General features: G+C 55.0%; 22 protein-coding genes. 11 read left to right on the top strand and 11 right to left on the bottom strand.

Annotated features, from left to right (window positions below):
- Nucleotides 1-18: 18 nt before the first annotated feature.
- From ACR0BU_RS15955 to ACR0BU_RS15945, 3 genes are all read left to right on the top strand, one after another.
- Nucleotides 19-1,455 (top strand): mannose-1-phosphate guanylyltransferase/mannose-6-phosphate isomerase, encoded by a 1,437-nt coding sequence (locus tag ACR0BU_RS15955; protein ID WP_480738038.1) that lies wholly within the window; start codon nucleotides 19-21, stop codon nucleotides 1,453-1,455.
- A 256-nt stretch (nucleotides 1,456-1,711) separates the two neighbouring features.
- Entirely contained in the window at nucleotides 1,712-2,782 is a 1,071-nt protein-coding gene (locus ACR0BU_RS15950; RefSeq protein WP_480738037.1) for a DUF2793 domain-containing protein, read from the top strand.
- 352 nt (nucleotides 2,783-3,134) lie between these two features.
- Nucleotides 3,135-4,439, top strand: coding sequence for a UDP-glucose dehydrogenase family protein (locus tag ACR0BU_RS15945; protein ID WP_298936299.1), 1,305 nt, complete (start codon nucleotides 3,135-3,137; stop codon nucleotides 4,437-4,439).
- Nucleotides 4,440-4,511: 72 nt separating this feature from the next.
- Here the strand turns inward: ACR0BU_RS15945 and ACR0BU_RS15940 are convergent, their stop codons facing one another.
- From ACR0BU_RS15940 to ACR0BU_RS15930, 3 genes are read right to left on the bottom strand one after another with little or no spacing between them, the layout of a single operon-like run.
- A complete protein-coding gene (locus ACR0BU_RS15940) occupies nucleotides 4,512-5,591 on the bottom strand; it encodes a helix-turn-helix domain-containing protein (RefSeq protein WP_480738036.1) in 1,080 nt (359 codons plus the stop codon).
- A gap of 47 nt (nucleotides 5,592-5,638) precedes the next feature.
- Nucleotides 5,639-6,382, bottom strand: coding sequence for a hypothetical protein (locus tag ACR0BU_RS15935; protein WP_480738035.1), 744 nt, complete (start codon nucleotides 6,380-6,382; stop codon nucleotides 5,639-5,641).
- Nucleotides 6,379-6,903 carry an RNA polymerase sigma factor gene (locus ACR0BU_RS15930; RefSeq protein ID WP_480738034.1) on the bottom strand — a complete coding sequence of 175 codons (525 nt, stop codon included), beginning with the start codon at nucleotides 6,901-6,903 and terminating at the stop codon, nucleotides 6,379-6,381. Before ACR0BU_RS15930 ends, ACR0BU_RS15935 begins: the two co-directional genes overlap by 4 nt.
- 96 nt (nucleotides 6,904-6,999) lie before the next feature.
- Here ACR0BU_RS15930 and ACR0BU_RS15925 point away from each other — a divergent pair, with 96 nt between their 5' ends.
- The 5 genes from ACR0BU_RS15925 to ACR0BU_RS15905 all read left to right on the top strand — a co-directional run bounded on the left by ACR0BU_RS15925 (nucleotide 7,000) and on the right by ACR0BU_RS15905 (nucleotide 12,573).
- Nucleotides 7,000-7,944, top strand: coding sequence for a c-type cytochrome (locus ACR0BU_RS15925; protein ID WP_480738033.1), 945 nt, complete (start codon nucleotides 7,000-7,002; stop codon nucleotides 7,942-7,944).
- A gap of 265 nt (nucleotides 7,945-8,209) precedes the next feature.
- A complete protein-coding gene (locus tag ACR0BU_RS15920; protein ID WP_298936294.1) occupies nucleotides 8,210-8,902 on the top strand; it encodes a phosphatidylserine decarboxylase in 693 nt (230 codons plus the stop codon).
- 3 nt (nucleotides 8,903-8,905) lie between these two features.
- A complete protein-coding gene (gene pssA / locus ACR0BU_RS15915) occupies nucleotides 8,906-9,643 on the top strand; it encodes a CDP-diacylglycerol--serine O-phosphatidyltransferase (protein WP_299890902.1) in 738 nt (245 codons plus the stop codon).
- Nucleotides 9,644-9,658: 15 nt separating this feature from the next.
- Nucleotides 9,659-10,294 carry a class I SAM-dependent methyltransferase gene (locus ACR0BU_RS15910; protein ID WP_480738032.1) on the top strand — a complete coding sequence of 212 codons (636 nt, stop codon included), beginning with the start codon at nucleotides 9,659-9,661 and terminating at the stop codon, nucleotides 10,292-10,294.
- 293 nt (nucleotides 10,295-10,587) lie between these two features.
- Nucleotides 10,588-12,573 (top strand): DEAD/DEAH box helicase, encoded by a 1,986-nt coding sequence (locus tag ACR0BU_RS15905; RefSeq protein WP_480738031.1) that lies wholly within the window; start codon nucleotides 10,588-10,590, stop codon nucleotides 12,571-12,573.
- A gap of 73 nt (nucleotides 12,574-12,646) precedes the next feature.
- Here ACR0BU_RS15905 and ACR0BU_RS15900 read toward each other — a convergent pair whose 3' ends face one another.
- From ACR0BU_RS15900 to ACR0BU_RS15880, 5 genes are all read right to left on the bottom strand, one after another.
- Nucleotides 12,647-13,738, bottom strand: a complete 1,092-nt coding sequence (locus tag ACR0BU_RS15900) for a TIGR03032 family protein (RefSeq protein ID WP_480738030.1) — start codon at nucleotides 13,736-13,738, stop codon at nucleotides 12,647-12,649.
- Nucleotides 13,739-13,753: 15 nt separating this feature from the next.
- Nucleotides 13,754-14,251 (bottom strand): invasion associated locus B family protein, encoded by a 498-nt coding sequence (locus ACR0BU_RS15895; protein WP_298936288.1) that lies wholly within the window; start codon nucleotides 14,249-14,251, stop codon nucleotides 13,754-13,756.
- Nucleotides 14,252-16,819, bottom strand: coding sequence for an autotransporter family protein (locus ACR0BU_RS15890; RefSeq protein WP_480738029.1), 2,568 nt, complete (start codon nucleotides 16,817-16,819; stop codon nucleotides 14,252-14,254). It abuts the gene before it with no gap.
- A gap of 362 nt (nucleotides 16,820-17,181) precedes the next feature.
- The gene (locus ACR0BU_RS15885; protein WP_299890892.1) at nucleotides 17,182-18,465 is read right to left on the bottom strand and encodes an adenylate/guanylate cyclase domain-containing protein; all 1,284 of its coding nucleotides are present in this window, start codon (nucleotides 18,463-18,465) and stop codon (nucleotides 17,182-17,184) included.
- Nucleotides 18,466-18,697: 232 nt separating this feature from the next.
- Nucleotides 18,698-19,588 (bottom strand): LysR family transcriptional regulator, encoded by an 891-nt coding sequence (locus ACR0BU_RS15880; RefSeq protein WP_300069765.1) that lies wholly within the window; start codon nucleotides 19,586-19,588, stop codon nucleotides 18,698-18,700.
- A 109-nt stretch (nucleotides 19,589-19,697) separates the two neighbouring features.
- Here ACR0BU_RS15880 and gstA point away from each other — a divergent pair, with 109 nt between their 5' ends.
- Genes gstA through ACR0BU_RS15865 form a run of 3 tightly spaced genes read left to right on the top strand, consistent with a single transcriptional unit; the run spans nucleotide 19,698 to nucleotide 20,912 of the window.
- Entirely contained in the window at nucleotides 19,698-20,309 is a 612-nt protein-coding gene (gstA, locus tag ACR0BU_RS15875) for a glutathione transferase GstA (RefSeq protein WP_299081533.1), read from the top strand.
- Nucleotides 20,306-20,686 carry a nuclear transport factor 2 family protein gene (locus tag ACR0BU_RS15870; RefSeq protein ID WP_298936282.1) on the top strand — a complete coding sequence of 127 codons (381 nt, stop codon included), beginning with the start codon at nucleotides 20,306-20,308 and terminating at the stop codon, nucleotides 20,684-20,686. Before gstA ends, ACR0BU_RS15870 begins: the two co-directional genes overlap by 4 nt.
- A 4-nt stretch (nucleotides 20,687-20,690) precedes the next feature.
- Nucleotides 20,691-20,912, top strand: a complete 222-nt coding sequence (locus tag ACR0BU_RS15865; protein WP_299890886.1) for a tautomerase family protein — start codon at nucleotides 20,691-20,693, stop codon at nucleotides 20,910-20,912.
- A 16-nt stretch (nucleotides 20,913-20,928) separates the two neighbouring features.
- On the opposite strand, the gene ACR0BU_RS15860 is transcribed toward ACR0BU_RS15865, so the two are convergent.
- Genes ACR0BU_RS15860 through ACR0BU_RS15850 form a run of 3 tightly spaced genes read right to left on the bottom strand, consistent with a single transcriptional unit; the run spans nucleotide 20,929 to nucleotide 23,899 of the window.
- On the bottom strand, nucleotides 20,929-22,320 hold the full coding sequence (locus ACR0BU_RS15860) for a TRAP transporter large permease (protein WP_480738028.1): 1,392 nt from the start codon (nucleotides 22,318-22,320) through the stop codon (nucleotides 20,929-20,931).
- A complete protein-coding gene (locus ACR0BU_RS15855) occupies nucleotides 22,313-22,810 on the bottom strand; it encodes a TRAP transporter small permease (RefSeq protein WP_299081545.1) in 498 nt (165 codons plus the stop codon). Before ACR0BU_RS15855 ends, ACR0BU_RS15860 begins: the two co-directional genes overlap by 8 nt.
- 54 nt (nucleotides 22,811-22,864) lie before the next feature.
- Entirely contained in the window at nucleotides 22,865-23,899 is a 1,035-nt protein-coding gene (locus ACR0BU_RS15850; protein ID WP_299890880.1) for a TRAP transporter substrate-binding protein, read from the bottom strand.
- Nucleotides 23,900-23,904 lie beyond the last annotated feature (5 nt).

The raw sequence follows: 23,904 nt of genomic DNA, 5'->3' as shown, positions 1-23,904 counted from the left end.
TTCAAAGGCACCAAAGTTATGAATTCCGTCTATCCCGTCATTCTGTGCGGTGGGTCAGGGACCCGTTTGTGGCCCCTGTCCCGGAAAAGCTATCCCAAGCAGTTTGTACCACTGATTGGTGAGACAAGCCTGCTGCAGGATTGTGCTGAACGGATGCGGGGACCTAAGACGGCACCTTATGCCAAGCCTTTGATCTTAACCAACGAAGCGTTTCGTTTTGTTGTGCCTGAGCAGCTTACTGCAATCAGCGTAGACCCCGGACCGATCGTCATCGAGCCCGAAGGGCGCAACACCGCTCCTGCTGTTTTGGCGGCAGCCTTGTATCTGGAGTCGACTGACCCAGACGCTGTCATGCTGGTAGCACCTTCTGACCACGTTGTGCCTGACAAACCTGCGTTCCATCGCGCCGTTGACGAAGGTGTACGGGTCATCAAGGACCGCGGCGACCTTGTTACCTTTGGTATCACTCCGGATCGTCCGGAAACGGGTTATGGTTACCTGAAACTCAGCGACGCACCGGATGCATCGGGCGCCGCGGTGCCTCTGGATCGCTTCGTCGAAAAGCCTGATCTGGACAATGCCAACACTATGCTGGCGGATGGCAGCTACCTTTGGAATTCAGGTATTTTCCTGTTTGCTGTGCGCGACATCATCGCGGCTTTTGAGCAGCATGCAACGGCTCTGATCGAGCCTGTGAAACAAGCCGTTGCAGATGCCCAAACGGATTTGGGTTTTCTGCGGTTAGATGCCGCGGCGTGGTCGAAGGTTGACGATATCTCGATCGACTATGCTGTCATGGAAAAGGCATCGAACCTCAGCGTTGTTCCTTATGCTGCGGGTTGGTCGGATGTGGGCAGCTGGACGGCTGTACAGGAACTGACCCATCCCGATGACGACGGCGTTGCCACAACCGGCGAAGTGACCACAATCGACTGCAAAAACGTTCTGATCCGGTCCGAGTCGCCTTCACAAGAAGTCGTGGCACTGGGTTTGGAAAACATAGTGGCGGTCGCCATGCCGGACGCTGTTTTGGTCGCCAGCATGGACAGGTCGCAAGATGTCAAACTGGCTGTGTCGGCATTGAAAGCCAAAGGTGCGAAACAGGCAGAGTTGCTGCCGGTTGATCATCGCCCCTGGGGTTGGTTCGAAAGCCTGGTGGTTGGCGACAGATTCCAAGTCAAACGCATCCATGTTCACCCCGGGGCAGCGCTCAGCCTGCAATCGCATCACCATCGGTCTGAACATTGGATTGTTGTGGAAGGCACCGCGAAGATCACCATCGACGATGACGTTCAGCTCCTCTCCGAAAACCAATCGGTCTACATTCCTTTGGGCGCGGTTCACCGAATGGAAAACCCAGGCAAAGTTCCCATGGTGCTGATCGAAGTTCAAACCGGCAGCTACCTGGGTGAGGATGACATCATTCGGTACGAAGACATCTACGCCCGGCGCTGAGATCTGCGGTCGCGTAGACGGCGTGTTGCCCTCCGATCTTCCTGGGAATCCAGCCTCAACAGAATCACTTGCGTGTGCAGATGACCATCCCGCGTGGGGACGAAGCTGATCTCTAGTCGGAATTGTTTCCGATCTGGAACTCCAGAGTTATCAAAACGTTTTCTAGGCGTTCGGCCCGGTCAGACAGGATTTACGCGCGTGACGGCAAGTTGGCGCGCAACAGTAATGTCGGACCGACAGCCACAGGAGGACGCCCGTGTCTCAGATTTCACCGCGATTGAGCCTGCCTTTTTTGCAACCATCACAAGCGCAGAAACACGTCACCCACAATGAGGCGCTGCGTCAGCTGGACCTGACTGTACAACTGACCGTCCTGGCGACCAACGCATCAAACCCGCCAGCCGTCCCTGAACAAGGCGAGATCCACGCCCTGGCAGCTGCTCCAACCGGGGATTGGGCAGGTCACGGCGGTGAGCTTGCAGCGTGGCTGGACAACGCCTGGTATTTCGTGACGCCAAACACCGGGTGGCGCGCCTGGGATCTTGCAAGCAACTTGGTGAAGGTTTGGGACGGCACAGGATGGATCACGCCGCCCGTAGCAGCCCAAAATCTGAACGGAGTCGGCGTTGCCACTAGCTATGATAGTACCAATCGTCTGTCGGTGCGCAGTCCGGCAACCCTGCTGAGCCACGAAGGTGGTGGGCATCAGCTAAAGATCAATAAGGCCAGTGCGGGTGACACGGCATCACTGCTATTCCAATCAAACTGGACAGGCCACGCTGAGATGGGTTTGTCGGGAAGCACAGGATTCTCTATCAAAGTGTCCCCTGATGGTGGTAGCTGGACCGAAGCCCTGGCATTTGATCCGACGACCGGTATCCCAAGCGGTGCAGCTGTTCAGGCCAGTGCCGACGACACCACAACAGGGCGATTGATGCGGGCCGATTACGGCTATGGGCCGGGCAATCTGTTGGGATCCGTTTCAGAAAGTTCGGGCACACCTACAGGAGCCGTGATCGAACGCGGCAGCACATCAGATGGCGATTACGTTCGCTTTGCAGACGGCACACAAGTCTGCACAGCTACTTTGAACGCTGTCAGCTGTACCACCGCTGAGGGCGCGCTTTTCTCAAGTAATTCTGAGAGCTGGACCTTTCCTGCAGCCTTCTCATCCGCTCCGATGGTTAGCGGCAGCGGTGGAGCAATGAGCCGATTCATGGGATTTGATGAATCGTCCAGTTCGCATGTAAATTACCAGGTTCTTTCTGCAGTTTCCGATGCGGCAACACACCGACCTTCCGCCATCGCAATTGGCCGCTGGTATTGAAGCGTTGCTCGCCCGGATCTTATGTCCGGGCAGTCACTGCTTGCAAAGAGCTTCCGCCGCCTTATCCAAAACACCCAGCACTGGTTGCGCGGCACTGGAGAACGTGAAACTCGTGCCTCTTCAGATAGCGTTTTGTTGTAATGCTGACCTGATCCTGACTTGTAACGCCGGTAATCAGTGCCGTTTAGATCATAGCTTTACCTCGCAGACCAAATCCGCCTGTTTCTTGTCTCAAAAACAGCAAGAATCTGTTGAATGCAGGCTAACGCGAAGGTCAGGCATTGAAACCCTCGGCAGTTTCTTTGAATGTATGCGCGCCGCAGGCGGTAATTGGTAAGAAGGATTTTGATGAATGCGTATTGCAATGATTGGCACTGGCTATGTGGGTTTGGTGTCAGGTGTGTGTTTCTCGGATTTCGGTCACGATGTGATCTGCGTCGACAAGGCAGAAAACAAGATTGAAATGCTCAAGGCCGGAGATGTGCCGATTTACGAGCCAGGTCTTGATGTGCTGATGGCCAAGAACGTCGCGGCTGGACGACTTAGCTTTACGACCGATTTGGAGGCAGCCGTTGATGGTGCGGATGCGGTATTTATAGCTGTTGGTACGCCAACTCGCCGTGGTGACGGGCATGCAGACCTGACCTATGTCATGGCCGCAGCGGAAGAAATCGCGCGCGCTGTGACCGGCTACACTGTGATTGTCACGAAATCGACCGTACCCGTAGGCACCAACCGCCAAGTTCATCAGGTTGTCGCGGCCGCCAATCCGGATGCCGATTTCGACGTCGCTTCGAACCCTGAATTCCTGCGCGAAGGTGCCGCCATCGACGATTTCATGCGCCCTGACCGCGTTGTGGTAGGTGTGGAAAGTGACCGCGCTGCCGAGGTCATGGCCGAGATTTACCGCCCACTTTATCTACGTGACTTTCCGATCCTAACCACGGATCTGGAAAGCGCTGAGATGATCAAATACGCCGCTAACGCATTCCTGGCGACCAAGATCACCTTTATCAATGAGATAGCCGGGCTGTGCGAACGCGTCGGCGGGGACGTCAAGGAAGTGGCGCGCGGAATTGGGCTGGACGGTCGGATCGGCAACAAATTCCTGCATGCGGGCCCCGGTTACGGTGGCTCGTGCTTTCCAAAGGATACTGCTGCACTGGCTCGGATCGGTCAGGAACACGCGCATCCGATGCAGATTACCGAAACTGTCATTCGCGTGAATGACGAGGTCAAGAAACGGATGACCGAGAAAATTCGCGAGGCCTGCGATGACCGGTTCAATGGCAAGACCGTGGCCATACTCGGCGTCACCTTCAAACCCAACACCGACGATATGCGTGACGCACCCTCACTGACCATCGTTCCGGCGCTAATCGGAAGTGGGGCCAAAGTCCGCGTTGTCGACCCGCAAGGCAAATCCGAAGGCGAAGCGCTGCTGCCGGGCGTGGAATGGTCTGATGACCCATATGCGGCCGCCAAAGATGCGGACGTCGTTGTGTTGCTGACCGAATGGAACGAATTCCGTGCGCTCAATCTGACTGAGTTGGCCGGAACTATGAATACAGCCCGGATGGTCGATCTGCGAAATATCTATTCCGAAAGCACAGTTCTGAAATCTGGCTTTGAAACTTATGTTGGTGTCGGGCGCTAGCGCCCGATAAACGCGTCTGGCTCGGGCTGTTAAGCCAGCCAAACTCGGTGGATATTTGCAATTGCAGTAGGGCTATAGCGCGGCGGTCCAAACCCGGTATCGCCCCTGCCCCGTCACTTCGCGGACCAAACCGCGCCGCGCGAAACGGTCAATGTTGCGTTGTGCCGCCGCCCGTGACGATTGTGTCAGTTCCTCGGCCAATGGGGCGGAGACCATAGGCCACGCTGTCAAAACTTCGATCAACAGCGGCGGTGTGCGTCCGCTCAGGTCGGCCGTCGCTTCACGCGCCCGCGCGTCCCATGCGCTGATCCGATCCAGATGCAACAAAGCCGCCAACACCGCCTGCCCTGTCCCACGTATCCACGCCGAGAGTTTTTCCAGCGGCTCGCCGACCCCGCGCAAAGCACCCGGTCCTGATAAAGCAAGCGGCATGAACAGCGCACCGCCCCGTCCTATCGACGCCGCGTGACGGGCGGCGACAATGGCAGCTTCGGTGTCCTGCCCGATGCCTTGCGACAAAGCACGCCATGCGTGAAAGGCAATTGCAGCTTGGGTCACGGGATGCAGCCCCTCCGCATTGCGCATCACTTCGGCCAGGTCCGCAACTGCTTCGGGGACATCTTCCATGCCTTGCGCCATTCGGTCCAGAAACGCGGTCAGGCCAGTCTCCCATCCGCCAGTCGACGGTGCTGCGCCCGAAGTGAGGCGGCGCACGGCCCATCCAGCCCGGAACAGGGCCTGCACATCATCGCCGGTCGCGCCGATCCTAAGCCCGGTCCACAAAGCCAGACGATCCACGCTGATCCGATCCCCGGTCCACCAGCCCAGATCGGACACATCCATCAACGCCAGGCGGTGGGTCCAACCTTCTGGTCCGGACCGCAAACGTTCATCCAAAGCACCGAATGTCACCGCCAGTTCAGCAAGTTCGGATGACAGTTCCGACTGTGCTGCACGCCAGTCCCGCGGGTCGAACAACAACCGCTGATCAACACGAGGCCCGGGTGGCAGAAAAACATCCTGGGATTCTTCATCCTCGGGCGGTAGAAACCAAAGATCGTCATCTTCAGGCGGGTCAGTGTCATAAATACTGCGAGGCCCCAGATCTGCAGCCTCGTCATCCGGATCGGGCATGACCTTTTTTGACTTCATGTTGGGTATTCTTTGGGCATTCTCAGACGGGCACAAGAGGTTTTATGCTAACCTGAAAACGTCTGTGTCAGAACATCCAGCTCACCGCCAAGATCGGTTTGCGCATCACTGCCCAAAAGCATGTAGCCATATCCGTCCTGCGCCCATATCGCTGTGGCCAATCCACTCAGGACAGCTTGCTTAACCTCTTTGTTTGGCGCAGCAGGACCTTGCCGGATAACGCAGAACGCAAAGGGGCGACCTTGTTCGTCGGCAAACACAACCTGAATCAGTGGTTTACCTTTGAATGACAGTATCTGCGCCCGTTTCAGATCCAGACCCGGCAGCGCCTCTAATGCGTCGCGGTTCAGCGAGCGACCCAACTGTTCCTCAGCCATAGCGAATTGGTCATCCAGAGATTCGGGTGAGCTGTCCAACGATGAAATCGTCTCGGGCACGTACAAAGATTGATAGAGCGCCGCTTGTTGCGCCCAACCCAATTCGGCAGGGCGTGTTGCCCAGAATGTCGCTGAAACCGCAACTATGGCCACGGAAGCGGCAACGGCAAGCAATCGCAACGGACTGCCAGAGTTGGACGGAACGGGCACTATAGCTTCGGGTAGATCGACCTGTGGCGCCTGTGCGGGCAACCCTTCGAAGACGCCCTGGACGACGGGTGCAAATGGATCCAGCGCCATCATGCGGCGCTCAAGCTCCGTATCGACTTCGACCGCAGCCTCAATGGCACGGCACTGGGTTTCATCCAGGCTGCCTTCCAGATACGCCATCAGCGTCTCGTCGGAAAACTTCATTTGCCACTCCGTTGTGCGACGTCAGCCGCATCATGCTGCATTACGGCTTTCAATTTCTGCCGGGCATTCGATAGCCGGCTCATGATGGTACCGATGGGAACCTCCAGCAACGCAGCGGCTTCGCGGTAGCTATACCCTTCGACAAAAACAAGCATGACCGTTTCCCGCTGCGCCTCTGGCAGGTGCATCACTTGGGTAAACACTTCAGACGCGAAAATATTCGTTTCTGAATCCGGCCCGATTGCGACCAAATCCGCCTCGGGCGTGACCGACAGAGCCTGAGCGCGACGAACGGACCGCGATCGTACTTCGTTTAGCCAGATCGAACGGCAAATTGTCATCAGCCAGGAATCCAACCGCTCATGCGACGTCACTTGATGATGTCGCTCCAGCGCGCGCAGGCAGGTCGCTTGCAACAGATCATCCGCAACGTCCGGCGCACCCGACAGCGCCAGCGCAAACCGCCACACACGTTTCGAATGTGTCTGCACGGCGCCGCGTACGGCTTGTTCGGAACTCATTTCGGCACTCATCGAATAAAACGCGACCTGTGTGTGTTTGCCTTAAACGGACCGGGCCCGCGGGGTCAGGACTGACATATACCGTGGAGGAACAAAATGAAACTTCTGATGAAAGCAGTCACAATCGCGTCGGCAATTGTTGCAAGCCCGGCCCTGGCCACAAGCTGGACGCTGGATCCCGAGGGCTCGCACCTGGCATACGGCTCAATCAAGAAAGACGTTGTGGGCGAGGTGAACAGCTTTACCAATCTCAGCGGACATGTCGGCCCGGACGGCAAGGTTGAAATCGAAATTGATCTGTCGTCGGTGGAAACCAATATCGACATCCGAAACGAGAGGATGATCGAGTATGTCTTCCGCAAAGCCGGGACCGCGATCTTGTCAGCCGAGTTTGACATGAAGGACGTTGCTGACCTGGCGGTTGGTGGAACGACAATTGTTGATGCCGAAGCCGTCCTGTCGCTTGTTGGCACGGATGTCGAATTCGACGCCGAAATGTTCGTTGCCAGATTGTCCGAAACCTCGGTGTTGGTATCGACCAATGACATGGTGTTCCTGAGCACCGAAGATGCGGGGCTAAATGCGGGTGTAGACAAGCTGATGGAACTGGCCGATCTGCCGGGCATCACCCGTACCGTACCAGTCACCGCGCGGTTGATCTTCACCATGGATGACAAAAAGGCCGGAGCGGCCGCCGATAGCCCAACGACCATCGCCGCCGCAGCCATTGATGGAGATGCAACGGCCGGCAAAAAAGTTTTTCGCAAATGTCGAGCGTGCCATCAGTTGAAAGAGGGCCGCCACGGGGTTGGCCCCTCGCTGCATGGAATCCTCGGTATGACAGCTGGAACGGTGGACGGGTTCAAATTCTCATCCGCGCTGCGGGAGTCAGGGGTCACTTGGACCGCTGAGACTTTGACCCGGTTCCTGACCGACCCCAAGGGAACAGTTCCAGACAATAAAATGCAGTTTCCGGGGCTGAAGAAGGACGAGGATATCGAGAATCTGATCGCTTATCTTAACGAAGAATCGACCGAATGAGGCGTTTGTTCTGACGCCACTTTCTGCGCCTCCAATCCCACGAAAAAACCTAAGAATCCGTAATAACCCGCGGGAAGACCCCTCGTAATGCGCCATGTCAGGTGCCCAACAATGGTCTTGTCCGCCACCACTTCCTCAACAACCGCAATCTCAATACGACAAGTCTGCTACTTAGGCACAATATCACCACGCTGAATATACCAAGTTGTAGACCAAGCCCGAACCGGGTTAGGAAGCGTCCAGTTACTATTGAAGGGCGACACAAATGAGGATGCGTGACACTTTTTTAAAGCCGATGCACCCTGAAGGACGCAAGTTTGTCGCGATCTTTGGCGTCGTCACTGTCCTGCTCTTTCTGATCTCGTCGATTTTGGGGTGGATCGGTGTCGGAGCAACAATCTGGTGTTACTATTTTTTCCGAGACCCAAAGCGGGCGACACCGACACCAGAAGGGCTTATCGTTAGCCCCGCAGACGGTGTTGTATCGCTGATTGAAAAGGCAGTGCCACCACCAGAGCTTGGAATGCCCGAGGACGAACTCACCCGCATCAGCGTGTTCATGAGCGTTTTCAACTGCCACGTGAACCGCGCTCCGATTGCCGGAGAAATCACTCAAATCGCGTATCGCCCTGGCAAGTTTTTCAACGCGTCGCTTGATAAAGCTAGCGCAGACAACGAACGCAATAGCTTGTGTATTCAAATGGATGACGGTCGCCAGATTGCTGTGGTGCAGATTGCGGGTCTCGTAGCCCGGCGCATTGTTTGTTTCGTTGCGAAAGGGGACAAAATAGCCACTGGAGAGCGGTTCGGGTTGATCCGCTTTGGATCCCGATTGGATGTCTACCTGCCAGATGGCGTGCATCCCATGGTCAGCTTAGGGCAAACCATGATCGCAGGCGAAACTGTGCTGGCTGACCTGGCTTCAAACGAACCCGCCCGAATGGCCCGGACTGACTGATAGATGTCAGACCCTGCGCCAGATAATAAACGTGATATGCCGGTCGTTCATCTACTGCCCAACCTGCTGACGATCACTGCAATCTGCGCTGGGTTGACCGCCATTCGGTTTGGGTTTCAGGGTGACTTCGAGACGGCCGTCAGGTTAGTGCTTTTGGCTATGGTGCTCGATGGGCTGGACGGAAGGCTGGCTCGTTTGATGAACTGCCAAAGCCCATTTGGCGCTGAGCTGGATTCCTTGGCTGACTTCCTCAATTTCGGAGTGGCACCGGGATTAATACTATATTTCTGGGCCTTACAGGACTTCAGCGCGGGTTGGCTTGCAGTTCTGGGCTATACGATTTGTTGCGTCTTGCGGCTTGCCCGCTTCAACGTGACCAGCAAATCGGATGCAGGAGAAACCGAGAGCAACTTTTTTGAAGGCGTACCCTCCCCCGCCGGCGCATTGCTTGCAATGCTGCCGATGTATGTGTCTTTCTTGTTCTCGGACATGCCTTCGGCGTCGCCTCTGTTTGTGACCATCTATCTGTTGGTGATTGGGTATTTGATGATCAGCCGGGTTCCAACATTTTCATTCAAAAACGTCTCGGTCTCGCCCGGATATGCCAAATTTTTGATGTTGGGGTTCGTTCTTTTGTTGTCTGCATTGCTTATCTATCTTTGGGCGACGCTCACACTCATGTCGATCATCTACATCGTGAGCCTCGCGCTGGCATTCAGAACTGCACGCAAATCCAACTAAAAAGAGGACAGTCCTTTGGATATTCATGCCGTTAAATCCTCATATGCCCGGTGGGCGCCGGTTTATGACAAAACGTTTGGCGCCGCGACGAAAGCAGGGCGACGGGCAGCGGTCGATTACATCAACGCGCAAACGGGTACGAAGGTCCTAGAAGTCGGGGTCGGAACCGGGTTGGCCCTACGGCACTATCGTTCCGATCTTCAGATCACCGGAGTTGATTTCAGCGCCGAAATGTTAGCAAAAGCGAAGAAGAAGGTGCAAGATCTCGGTTTGACCCAGGTTGAAGCCCTTCTGCAGATGGACGCCCGCGATCTGTCTTTTCCCGACAATAGTTTCGACGCTGTCACTGCTATGCACATTGTCTCGGTCGTTCCGGAACCAGAGCGTGTGGTCGCCGAGATGGCACGGGTGTGCAAACCGGGTGGAAAGATCATCATTACCAACCATTTTGCTCGCGAAACCGGGGTTTTGTCGGTTGTGGAAAAGCTCTCAGCCCCTTTTGCCAACGTGCTGGGCTGGCATTCTGATTTCAAGATCAATACGGTCCTGAAAGAGCCCAGCCTTGAAGTCGTCAAGAAAGACGCGCTGCCGCCCATGAAGATGATGACGTTTCTTGTTCTGCGAAAAAAGGCGACTCACCACGCTGAATGATCTGGTCTGGCTCGCACAGCGCCAAAACCTCGTGCTGAAAAACTGTTGGAAGGCAATGCTTTAGGCTTCGCGGCGGTGGATTTGCGATTTCACAATGATGAAACCTGTTCGTCGTTGCGAAGGCAAGACGGGAGATTTCGGTTTAGCGAAACCAGCCAGGCTCGCCAGCAATCAGAAAACCTTGCCTATACAAACCCTGTGCCAACCGTTAGAGGACTGTCTTTAACCTTGGATGATGCGCCTTTTGCCATGCTGCACGGCCCACCACCTGTCTTATACAAAGAACTTCCGTCGTGAAAAAAACCATCGCCGACGCACTTGCCCGCAAGGGCTATGATGCTTTGACCCCTGTTCAACAAGCAGTCACTCAACCAGAGCTGGAAGGCCGAGATCTTTTGGTGTCCGCCCAAACCGGATCGGGTAAGACGATCGGTTTTGGACTGGCCATTGCCCCTACTTTGCTGGGTGATGGTGACACATTCGGCGCGGCGGGCGCACCCTTTGCACTGGTCATCGCACCAACGCGGGAACTGGCCTTGCAGGTGAAGCGTGAACTTGGCTGGCTGTATGCGGATGCAGGGGCCTTTCTGGCATCTTGCGTTGGTGGCATGGATATGCGTGATGAACGGCGCGCGTTGGCTCGTGGTTCGCATATCGTCGTTGCTACGCCGGGACGGTTGCGCGACCATATCATGCGCGGATCGATCGATCTGACCCAAGTGCGCGCTGTTGTTTTGGACGAAGCAGATGAAATGCTGGATCTGGGCTTTCGCGAAGATCTGGAATTCATCCTGGATGAAACGCCAAAAGACCGGCAGACCCTGCTGTTTTCTGCAACGGTTCCCGCCGCAATTGCCAAGCTCGCCAAAAGCTATCAGCGCGATGCGGAACGCATATCGACCGTAAGTGAACAGACCCAGCATGCCGATATCGAATATCGCGCGATGCAGGTGGCCGCGCGTGACGGTGAAAACGCCATAATCAATGTGCTGCGTTTTTACGAAGCGCCAAACGCAATTGTTTTTTGTAACACCCGCGCGATGGTATCGCGCCTGACAGCCCGCCTTTCGAACCGCGGCTTTTCGGTTGTGGCCCTGTCCGGTGAGTTGACCCAAAGCGAACGATCCAATGCCTTGCAGGCGATGCGCGACGGACGCGCACGGGTTTGTGTGGCGACCGACGTGGCCGCTCGCGGCATTGACCTGCCCAACCTCGATCTGGTGGTTCACGCAGAATTGCCCAACAGCCACGAGACCCTTTTGCACCGCTCTGGTCGGACAGGGCGCGCTGGGCGTAAAGGCGTAAGTGCATTGGTTGTTGTGCCGTCCTCCCGCAAGAAGGCGGAGCGGATCCTAAAATTTGCCAAGCTAAGCGCCGATTGGGGATCTGCACCTTCCGCTGATGACGTGAACGAGCGTGACCAAGTCCGTATGCTTGAAGCTGAGGATTGGCAGACCGATATTGCCGAAAGTGAACGTTCGACAATCGACCAACTGGTTGAAAAATTCACTTCGGAGCAGATTGCGGCAGCCTATTTGCGGCAATACAAAAAACGCCACTCGGCTCCGGAAGAACTTGGTGCGGTTCAGGTCGAAAAACCCAAACCGCGGGCGGAATTTGGTCCCAGTGTTTGGTTTTCGCTTTCAGAAGGGCGCAACCAGAACGCCTCCCCTCGCCATTTGCTGCCGATGGTGTGCAAAGCAGGGAACGTTACCAAAGACGATATCGGTGCGATCCGCATTGTCGATGATTTGTCTTATGTCGAAATCAAAGCCTCTATTGTCGACCGTTTTCTAACGGCGATTGGTCCTGACATGAAGATCGAAGGGACCAAGAGCATCGCGCAGCTGGATAAGGCACCAGACCTGCCTGCATTTAGCCGATCAAAACCTGATCGTGCGCCGTCTGGAAAACCGCTTCATCGCAAAGGTAGCACCCCTCCGATTGATTGGAACGATGCACCCGAACCACGGCGTCGCAAACCCAAACCCGAGGATCGCAAACCTAAGAAGCCGCTCGCGCAAAAGCCTAAGGCGAAAGAAACAGACACGGTCGCACCGACACCTTTGAAGGGTCGGAAACCATCAGCGGTAAGCGCCAAAAGCAAACCTAAGAGCGCCAAAAAAGAAGCAGTCAAGGACAGCTATTCCAAACCCCGCAGCAGTGACGCCAAAGGCCCTCCGCCCCCAAAAGGCAAAGCCAGCAGCAAGAAAAATCGCGCCCGCGCGGCTGCAGCAAGAAGCGCCAAGGGCGGGAACGCTGTTCCAAAACGCCGCTAGCGGTTGAGCCATGTTTTAGCCCCGCCTATTTGATTGGATCACTTAGGTGGCGCTGCGCACACTCTTTGCGACTTCAGCCTTCTTCGTAGGTCACCAAGGACTTGATGTGGTCTGTCACAAAGCTGAGTGACATGCCACAACCCACGTTTGGCAAAGTCGCTACATCATACAGTTCTTGTACTGCGCCATCGATGCGAAACCATGCGACGACTTCTTTCTTTTGCAAATCAATGATTTGAACACCGCACCAAGGTTCGCTATCCGCCTCGCGAAGCTTTTTATCCAGCGGAAGGCCTTCGAACCGTTCGTAGCGCGGCTTTGACAGGCCCACGATTGCGAAGTTGTTATGGAAAGCCAATCCACGCACGAAACCAGGGCAGAACGCGATCTTTTCAAAACTGCCTTTGTCTGACCCCGTATCCCGAACAACTTCCCCAAGACGTCCTGAACCAGAATCCAGCACATAAAGCCTGTCGTTATGCACCCTAGGGGAATGCGGCATCGACAGGCCATCACAAACAATCTCGTCCGTTCTGGCGTCGATCACAACTCCACCATGGTTGCGGCGGTCTCGCCAACCGTCAATCGTGTCCGATTTACTGACAGCGGTGACATAGGCCAGCACGCCGTTTTCAAGCGCCATCCCGTTCAAATGACATCGATCTTCGTCTGCTATTTTTGAGATAAACGAAGGTTTCCAAACCACCTCGAAACTGTGTTTGTCAGAAACGGTCGCAACACAATTGAACCGTGTGTTCACAAACAGTATCCGACCGGCATCTGTGACCGCCACATCATGGGCATCAAGCTCACCCGTCGTGAAACTCTGACGGGGTACAAAACAAGCATCAAAAAGGGCGTCGATCCTTTGATCGTCGCGCAGAACGTTTTCGAACCGGTGAATCTGAAACAAGGTCGCCAGCGTGATCGAGCCATTCTTGACGTCAATTCCCATGGCTTTCTCAAAAACCTGCTCATTGATCATAATCCCACCATTGGGGTTTCTCCCAATCAGATAAAATCGACCGGATTGGTAGGAGCTTAAGCAGATTGAAAGGTCATGTTTGTCCAGAAACCCGAGCAAGCCCGGTGAGACAGAATAAGCGACCTGCGTGTCAGTTGGGCTTTGGGTCGGGCTTTCCGATTGTAGAATGTCTTGGGTCATGGTCCCGTCATAGGCTCAAAGCGCATCGAATGCAGCCGTAAACCCTGCGAGAGAAACCGGAACCTCAAGGGTCTTTCCGCCATCCAGCGTGTAAAGTGAGATTTGAATTGTACTGCTTTCTTTCATCTCCTGGACAATCGCCGGCCCCATTGTCACAGGGATAACACAGCCGAAGTTCTGGCACGTCCTCATCGGAAGATTCCAGCGCGGCCCTCCATCGATCGACAGTGAAACACCTTTGGCAATATCAAGACCAAATGGAACGATAATAATGCCAGATGCGCCATCCTCTTCGCCACGCTGCAGCTCCATCCGCAACAAAAGACCGGATTGGTTTTGCAAATTGAGGCTTTGGCTCATCGCGCACTGCTTTTGCCCTGCCTCTTGGGCACAGTTCACCGTCCAGCTTTGAAACTGGGTCGATGTCGTTTCTTTCGTTTGTGCGAAGGCGGCATTCAGTGTGACGCCAAGGGCGACTGCACCCAGTGCCAGCGACTTAACTTTTGTGATCATTCAAAACCGGACCTGCAGACCCAATACCGCCTCCAGTTCATAGCTTTCCCCAAGGTCCTCAAGACCCGTAAGGTAGTTTAGCGAACCGGAAAGCTCGTACCTATCGTTCAGGATCATACGCGCGCCAAATCCCAATTCAATGGCGGTGTCATCAATTTCCTCGTCAAAATTCATCCCGCCAACCGAGACCCGCGTGTCTGGATCAAATTCGTGATACAGGTTGATCAGACCAAAGTAGCTGCCGGAACCGTGACTATTCGTAAACCACTTGTTGGCAGACAGTCCCACCCGCGCCAGAACGCTTTCGGCATCTTCGAACGCGACCTGATTGCCAGAACTGTCGGTGAAGTCATCAACGTCCAACGTGGTGTATGAAAGCTGCGCCTGAGGAACTAGAACCAGTCCGGGGTTAACTTCGATCGGGCGACCAACCTCCAATGACACTGCAAATTGATCCGAGTCGATGTCATCTTGTGCCAAACCGGTTGTCGGGTCTGTGATGTCGCTAGAGTTGTTGTTGTATTGAAGCTGCGTATCCAGATAGAAGCCGCGGGCATCCAGCCAGGTGGCGCTTAGGTTCACCCCGAGTGAATCGGTGTCGATATCACTGGAGCCCTGATCCGTTCTGACGGTGCTTGATGCATCGCCGTAAATCAGGCCCACGCCGCCGTACAATGTGCCGTTAGACAGTTCAGTCAGAATTGTGTCGACCCCGACCGAGATGGTGTAGGTGTTGGTCTGGACACTGGTGATACCAGCTTCGGACTGGACCGGCGTTATGTCGCTGCGCTTGCCGCTCAGTTCGATCCACACCGGGCTATTAGGATAGGCCAACACGTCGCCAGTTGTGCCATAGGGGGCCGTCAATCTGGTAACCGTACCGCCGTCAGAAGGCCCTGCCGGTAAACGCGACGCAATGCGAGCCTGATAGCCGCGCAGCCGGTTCATCGACAGCAGGACAGATGGCAACGTTTCGAAGGCCGCAGCACCGGCCCCGACAAGGATCGGGTTTCCTGATGCATCCAGGCTAGATAACGCAAAGTTGCCACTACTGGTCTCAACCAAACGATAGCCAAACGGGCCGGCGACGACGATCTGTTCGCCGCTGGCCGTCTGGGCGGTGCCGTTCAGGGTAAAACTTCCGCCTGAAACACCGCTGACTTGAATGATCTCAATACCATTGATGGTCTGCGCACCCGCCCCGCCGATATTATTGACCGAAACGAACGTCGAACCAGAGCTATCCCCGGAAATTTGGAGGATGTCAGTGGCTGATCCATCACCGCCAAGCTGAACATCCAGCATTACCGTTCCGCCATTTCCGACAAAATCCCCACTGACCGTGATCATGTCCCCGACCGACCCGTTCTGTGCCGAAATCGTTCCGCCATTGCTGACATTGCCATTCAGAGTTGTTGCGCCTGAGTTCAGCCGCAGGACGCCACCCGATTGCGTGAAAATACCGGTTCCGGCACCGCCGTCACCTGCTGTCAGGGTGTTATCGGTCAGCGTCACAACCGCGCTGTTTACAACTTCGAACCTTTCGAAATTGGTCACGTTCGCGCCATTCAAAGAACCGCTGCTGCCGAACCGCAGGGTATCGACAAAGCCATCGCCGCCCGAGTTGTCGTCCCCACCGTCGAACAGGGTGACACCGCTGAAATCGCCTCCGGAAAAGTCCAGAAGATCGCTGCCATCGCCCAGACTGATCGCGCCGTTGACTGCAGAGCCGGAATTTACTGAGACAGATGCGTTGGAATCGTCGTTTGTGATCGCCGTGCCTGAAGTCGCACCAACAGTGCTACCTGAATTTAAATTGATCTGGACCACCGCGCCCGCGTTACCCTGAGTCGCAATACCCGCGCCCGTGCCGCCGTTCACAGCGCCGGAAGTTGTGATCGAAATCGATCCTGACCCTGTATTTTCGGCAAAGATCGCCGTTCTGCCGCCGCTGACCGCAGCTGCCGTGATGGTCAGATCGGTTCCTGAATTTCGCGCGTTTATCCCATCCTGCGAAGTTCCGGAAACAGTGCCTGTCGATGTTATTGACAAAGCACCAGTCCCAGTATTGCGCCCACTGATCCCGGTAACTCCCCCGTTCACATCGACCGTCGATATCGTCAGGTCGGTCGAGGTCGCACCGTTTAGCGAATAGATTGCAGTGTTCGCAACTCCGGTGACTACACCAGTGACAGTAATCGCTGTCGCTCCGGTTCCGGTGTTTCGTGAGTAGATTCCGATAGTCGACCCGGAAATCGCCGAACTGTTGTTATCGGTGAAAGAAATACTATCGGTCGAACGCAGATTGAATGCGAGACCCGTTGAAACCGTCTGACCAAACCCCGGCTGTGTCGTAACCGTTAGCGGTGCAGCCCCAGAATTAAGTGTAATCGTAGTGTCGCCCGCTGATGCGGGACCCGAGCATTGGTACGTTCCCCCGCCAGACGGTGTGCAGCTGCCACCATAGGCTACCCGCCCGTATCCGCTTACAAAAGCAAGCGCCATCGACGAGGTAAGGAGAAGTTGAGCTTTGCTCAGCGAAACGGTTTGTGTACAGGTTTTTGGCACGAGTTAACAATTCTCTAACAGTTTACTGCCACCAAGCGTAGCGACTCCTTGCCGGTTTTCCAAGAAACATCCGGCTGTCGCATCGAGTTATTAACGGAAATTACAAGAATTAGCGCGGTGACGCTGCCAACAGAAAGTCATCTCACCTGTGCGCCGGGTTAGCGCGTCACGGGTTATTGTGCCGTATTTGCGAACAATAAGCTAAAAATTATCACAAGTGTTTCTATGTGCTGATCGCAGTGACCTAGCACGTCATGCGTCCTGGAACATGACGCAAAATTCAGACGCAACTTGAAAGACCCAGACACATGCCGATCTCATCTACGCATAACCGCCCACCTGCAGGCATTTTAGCGACTGAGCTATTGCGGCGCCCGCGTAGTAGCGCCAGTCAAGTAGTATGCCTGAACTTCACCTTTACCCTTGATATCAATGATCCCGCGTTCTTCGAACGTATAGTGGCCGGACAAGATCTCGTAGGTCTCTTTGCTCACCTGAATCCGGCCAGGCGATCCATAGGATTCCAGTCTTGAAGCCGTGTTCACGGTGTCGCCCCACACGTCATAGAAGAACTTGCGCGTCCCGATCACGCCGGCGACGGCCGGACCTGTGTGAATCCCGATCCGCACGGCCAGTGTCTCTCCCATCTCGTCACTGATTTGTTTTGTAACGGCCAACATTTCCAAAGCCATATCAGCAACAGCCGATGCGTGGTCCGGACGGGGTTCAGGCATACCGCCTGCGATCATATAAGCATCGCCAATGGTTTTGATCTTTTCCAACTGGTGCCTGTCCGCGAGATCATCAAAATGTGTAAAAACACGATTCAAAAAAGACACCAGCTCGGGCGCGCGCATAAGTGTCGCCCTCGGTGTAAAATCCACGATGTCCGCAAACAGGATCGTAACCTGCAAAAGATCGTCGGCGATTATCTTGTCAGGCTCCTGCTTCAACCGCTCAGCAATGGGCGCGGGCAAGATATTCTCCAGCAGCCGTTCTGATCGCTGATACTCGTGTTCGATCTGCGCCTTTTGCACAAGAATGAGCTCGCGTGCCGCTTCAAGCTGTCTATAGCCAGAAAAAATTAGGAAATAGACAAAGAAAACACCAAGTGTCATCGCCAGACCTTCGCCTGTCTCCATCGGCTGTTTAAGGGGTGATTGAAACAATGATCCACTAGGATTGGCCGATGTTTGATTTATGGGCAGGTCGATCTCTGGCAGGGCCCCATCGAAGATCGGCAGAAGCAGCATGACAAGGAAACATAGGCCAAACCACGGGCGTGACCGCTTTGGCCCAAGCACAACCACTGCGGCAGCTGGCGTTACGAGAAATGGCAACACATCGCCTTCCCGGTTTCCATTGAGCAGCATGAAAATCAGTTGAACAGTCAGAAAGGCCGGAGCAAAAAAATAGAATACTGTTTCGACGTCTCGCGTGCGATGCAACAAATACAGGCCGATCAAAATGGTGACGACAACGGTCACATCAAGCGCGCGGTATATAATTGACCGTTCTGGTTCGAGGAAAAAGGCGGAGGCCATGCACATAATGACAGTCAGGATGACCACCGACATGGATTTCAAACGCCTGGTACTCAGGCTGTCATCCGCCGCATGGCCAATGCGGATATAGTCGACAATCATATTGGCGCGCCCCGTTCCCAAGAACCCCTGTCCCAAGGTTTATATACGACCAAACGAATTGATCGAAGAATTTGGCCTGTTTAAGTTCGCCCCGTTTCTCGGCGCTCCAACCTCTGCAAGTCTGGCTGGCTTTCCAAATGATCCGACACCCGCATCGAAATCAATCCATTCATTCAAGCAGCGCAGCTGCGGCCAACTGCGCCTGACCACCCATATCCATTGCTCATAGCGCTCAATGGCTGCTTGACGATTGCGCATCAAGAGACGCCCAAATCTGCGACATGACTTTGCCCACAGGCTGGTCACGTCGCCTGATCGCAAAAATTTCCGTGTGTCGCGTTGGAAAACCCTCAACGTTCAGCGGTACCAGCGTGCCATTCGAAAGCTCTGTCGCCATCATATGGTCAGGGACACCGCCCCACCCCAGACCAGCCTTGATGACAGACTTCTTTGCTTCAAAATCAGAGACAGTCCAGCGCTGCCCACCTCTTAGCAGATCCCGGCTTTGGTCAAACTCCCGACCGCCTGTGCCGGACACGATGACCTGGGTGTAAGATTGCATCTCACGTCTTGATTTCACTCCCGGGCGTTGCGACGCCGGAAAGTCAGGGCTTGCAACCGGCCGGATTGTTACCGTTCCGACCGGCAGGGCTTCGACCTCATCTATCGGTACACCGTCCAGACCAGCCACGATCAGATCTGCCTCACCCGCCATCAGTCGCGCCAGAGGTCCACCCATCATTTCGGTTGCAACCTGAATATGGGTTCCGGGATAGGTTCGCCCGATGTCGCCTAGCACATCCAGTATAGGGTCTAATGACATAGTGGCGGTTATAGCGATAGAGATCCTGGGCTCTTGCGCGCTTTGCAGTCCTGCGGCCACCGATCTTAATCCGCGCACCTGTTCCAGCACCCGCGCTGTTTCGCGAAAAAAAACTTCGCCTTCAGATGTCAGGCTGGGGCGATACGCATCCCTGGAAAACAGATCAAAACCCAGCTCAGCTTCCAGTTTTCGAATTTGATGGCTGACCGCAGACTGCGCCTTGTTCAGACGTTCTGCGGCAGCGCGAAACGTTCCAGTGGCGACAATTGCGTCCAAGGCGTTGAGTTGGTCAAGGGTCATTGGTGACTCATATGATCTGTTTTCAAGATCATAATCATGAAAACTCGATATTATCAAATGCTCGATCTCGTTGTTACGAAAGGCGCGCAACAAGAAAAAGGATACTGATATGAAACTCTACTACAAACCGGGCGCGTGCTCGCTCGCCAGCCACATCATGCTGTATGAAATCGGTGCAGATTTTGAGATCGAGGCTGTAGACACGGTCGCTGGTCAGACCGAAAGAGGACAAAACTACCGGGACATCAATGCAAACGGCTATGTCCCGTCTCTGGAAACTGACGGCGGAGAGCATCTGAGCGAAGGCGTCGCAATCCTGCAGTTCCTTGCAGATAGCAATCCTGAGCGGGCCTACTCTCCTGCACCCGGTAGCATCGAACGTGCCCGGCTGCAGCAATTCCTGAATTTCGCCGCGGCCGAGTTACACAAAGCGTGGGGCCCGCTGTTTGCCGACGGCTCCTCTGATGCAGAAAAACAGGCGGCGCAGACAAAAGTGGCAACAAAACTCGACTATCTTGAAACCGTTCTTGCGGATAATCGGGGTTTTCTGGTTGGCAATCAATTTTCGGTCGCCGATGCGTATGTTTTCGTTTTGGTCAACTGGGCCAACTTCAAGGCGATTGACCTTGCGGCCTGGCCCAAACTCGCGGCTTACACGGCGCGGATTGCAAACCGCCCATCTACCAAATCTGCCTTTGCCGCCGAAGGGCTTGCGCAATGACGCGGCCGGATCAAACCGAGATAGAAGACCTGATGAGACGGTACTTTGGGGGCCTTTATCACTCGGACAGCCAAACTCTTCGCACAGTGTTTCACGCGGATCTTTCCTATGTGAACGGGACCTCTGGCACCTACGAGGTCATGGGGTTGGACGACTATATGGCACGCATTGACGCACGCACACCGCCATCGTCACGTGGCGACCCACGTGACGATGTAATCGAACGCATTGCGCTTAAAGGAGATCGGATTGGCATCGTCGAGGCGCGCATGACGATGATCGGCCGTAACTATCAGGATCTGCTGACAGTGATCAACACGGATGAGGGATGGCGCATCCTGACCAAAGTCTTCTCATTCGTCGAACGAAAGGACTGACGTCATGCCTTATGTGAACATCAAAGTAACCAAAGAAGGCGGACCGGATGGAACCGGTCCAACATCCGAGGAAAAGCAGCAGCTTATCACAGGGGTCACCGACCTTTTGCAAAAGGTTCTGAACAAGAACCCGGCCACCACGTTTGTGGTGATTGATGAGGTGCCATTGGACAACTGGGGCATGGAGGGCCGTCAGGTCAGCCACATTCGCGCCGCGCAAACCTAAGGCCGTTAAGGTTCCGTCAGCCGCCGATCAGCTTAGGAACCGCAAGCGTCAGGGCTGGTATCATCAGTATCAGCCCTACGCGTACGGCTTCTGCACCCAAAAACGGAATGACGCCTCTGAAAACTGTTCCCATCGGCGTATCGCGCGCAAGCGAAGAGATTATGAACACATTCAGCCCGACCGGAGGCGTAATAAGCCCCAGTTCCACGACGATGAGGGCCAAAATCCCGAACCAGATTTTCAGACTGTCCGGCTCCATGCCAAAAGCCGCTGTTTCCGCAGTGACATAGTCACCTCCATTCAACGCAATCAGTGTGGGCCAAAAGAACGGAACAACGACAAGGATCATCGCCAGACTTTCCATAAAGCAGCCCAACACAACAAAAATGCAAAGCATGATTACGAGGATCAACATTGGATCCATGCCGCTTGTCGCCGCCCACTCGGACAGGGCCTGGGGCAGCTGGGTGCGCGCGAAAAAACCCTTCAAGACTTCGGCACCGAACAGAATCAGGTAAATCATCCCGCTGGTGATCGCAGTCGCCCGGATGGCCTTCAGAACGCCTGAGACCGTCAATCCCTCACCAGTCAGCGCGCGCAGCAAGAAGCCATATGCCGTGATCGCAAACACGCCGATGCTGGCTGCTGGCGTTGGTGTAAACAAACCAAACCCCAGCCCCAATATGATGGCACCAAAAATCAGGATGACGGGCCATAGCCTGCGGACCGCCTGTCTCTTTTTATCCGGATCCATCTGAGTGGGCTCCGGTGCCAAGGACGGGTTAAGCCGCACCTGAATCGCAATCACAGCAATAAAGCCAAAGACAGCCAGAAGTCCCGGCACGATTGCCGCCTGAAACATCCTCAGGATCGATCCTTCGACGATGATCGCGTAGATCACCAGAGCAACGGATGGTGGGATCAAAATCCCCAACGTTCCGCCGGCGGCCAAAGACCCTGATGCCAGACTGGGTGCATATCCAAGCTTCTTAAGTTCTGGCAAGGAAACCCGCCCCATAGTGGCCGCAGTTGCCAGAGACGATCCGCAAACGGCCCCAAACCCACCGCAGGCTGCGACCGCCGCCATTGCGACTCCGCCCCGCAACCGGGACATCAGGGCCTCTAACCCCTTGAACAGGTCAGTGGACAACCTCGCCTCGGCGGCGACGTATCCCATCAGGACAAACAAAGGCACAACGGACAGATCGTAGTTGGCTACATTCTCCCAAAGAAGACTTTTGAACTGCTTCAGATAGGGAACGAACCGGATATAGCTGACAGAGTGGCTCAGTACCCATGTGCCACCTATCCCGACCACGATCATAGCGATTCCAACGGGCATACGCAGCAATAGCAAAACAAACAATACGGCCAGACCGATTACGCCAATGGTCATAGGATCAAGCATCAGCCACATCCCCAAACGCCTGAGAGGCGGCAATCAAAGCCCAGAGGATCATGGACAATAGGCCAGGGATGTAGAAGGGCCAGGTTGGCCAGCCAAGGACGCTGGTGACAACCTGATCCGAGCGCACCTCTAACATGCCGAAGACCATCCAATAGGCCAGAAACAGCGCGACTGCGACTGTCACAGCCAACCAAAGAAAATCAATTGCCCGCTGCAACGCACCCGGCATGCGATCCATCAGCAGCTCGACCGACACATGGCCACGATTGGCTTGACAATAAGGAAAAAACATCAACGCAGCACAGCTGATTGCAAGTTGAACGAAATCCTCGTAGCCGGGCAAACCGGCCACATCCGCCCCGAATATCCCGGCCACACGGTCGAGGATAAAGGCAAAGGTATTCGTCGTGGTAACCGCAACGATTGCCAGAAGAATGAGACCGCCAAGCAATGCAAAACCATCAGCGAGGCGCCTGAGAACCATGCTCATCGTTGTTTCCCTAAGAAGTTGAGAGGGGCAAAGGTACCCCTCTCCTAAAGCCGATCAGTTGCCAGCGTTGGCTGCCGCAATAGCCGCCCTGGCGCTTTCAACAAGGGCAACCCCATCAATACCTTTGTCATTGACCTCATCAATCCAACGTTGAACAATTTTCTCATTCGCGGCGTTGAACTTGGCCGTTTCTTCTTCAGACAGGACGATACGCTCGACGCCAGCCGCCTCAAGCGCCTTTTCACCGCCCGCTTCAAAGCCTTCCCACATCGCACCAACATTCGCGGCGACATTCGCACCCGAATTGGCATCAATCACGGCCTTCAGGTCGTCGGGCAATGCGTCATACGCATCCTGGTTCATAGCCACCATGAAGACGGCCGTTCCAAAGCGATCACCATTAGGCAATTCGGTGACGGATTTATCCAGTTCCTGCAGCTTCAGTGGCGGAACAATCTCGAGCGGGATCAAAGCGCCATCAACAACCCCTTTTGACATGGCCTCGGGCAAGGCCGGGACCGGCATACCAACAGGCTCGGCCCCCATTCCTTCGATGATCCAGGCACCGGTACGGCTGGGCGTCCTGAGCTTCATGCCTTTCGCATCTTCAAAGCTGCGAATTGGATCTGTCGCAGAGTGGATCACGTTGCCATCATGGCTATGCAGGAAGATGACATGGACATCATCGAAGTCCTCGGCCAGCAGATCCATAGAGGCGTTCATAGCGATGGTTGTGTCGGTGGCAGAACCCGCATGAACCAACGGCAGTTCGAACACTTCGCTGCGCGGGAATACCCCGGGTGTGTAGCCCAATACCGTCCAGACAATATCGGCCGAGCCATCGCGAACCTGGCTGTATAGCTCGGGCGGCTTCCCTCCCATTGACATGGCGGGGAATATTTCGATCGCAATGCGACCATCACTATCTGCAGTGACCTTGTCCGCCCATGGCTGCAACATGCCTTTATGAGCGGCTGCAACGGGTGGCAGAAAATGATGCATTGTGAGCGTCACGTCCTGAGCCAGACCGGCCGTTGCCGAAAGGGCCATGGCGGCCAGTGAACCCAGCAGGGATTTCCTGATAGACATAGATT

Source organism: Ruegeria sp. CK2 (assembly GCF_056536585.1).
Note: the sequence above shows the minus strand (reverse complement) of the source record. Positions and strands in the feature narration are given on the sequence as shown.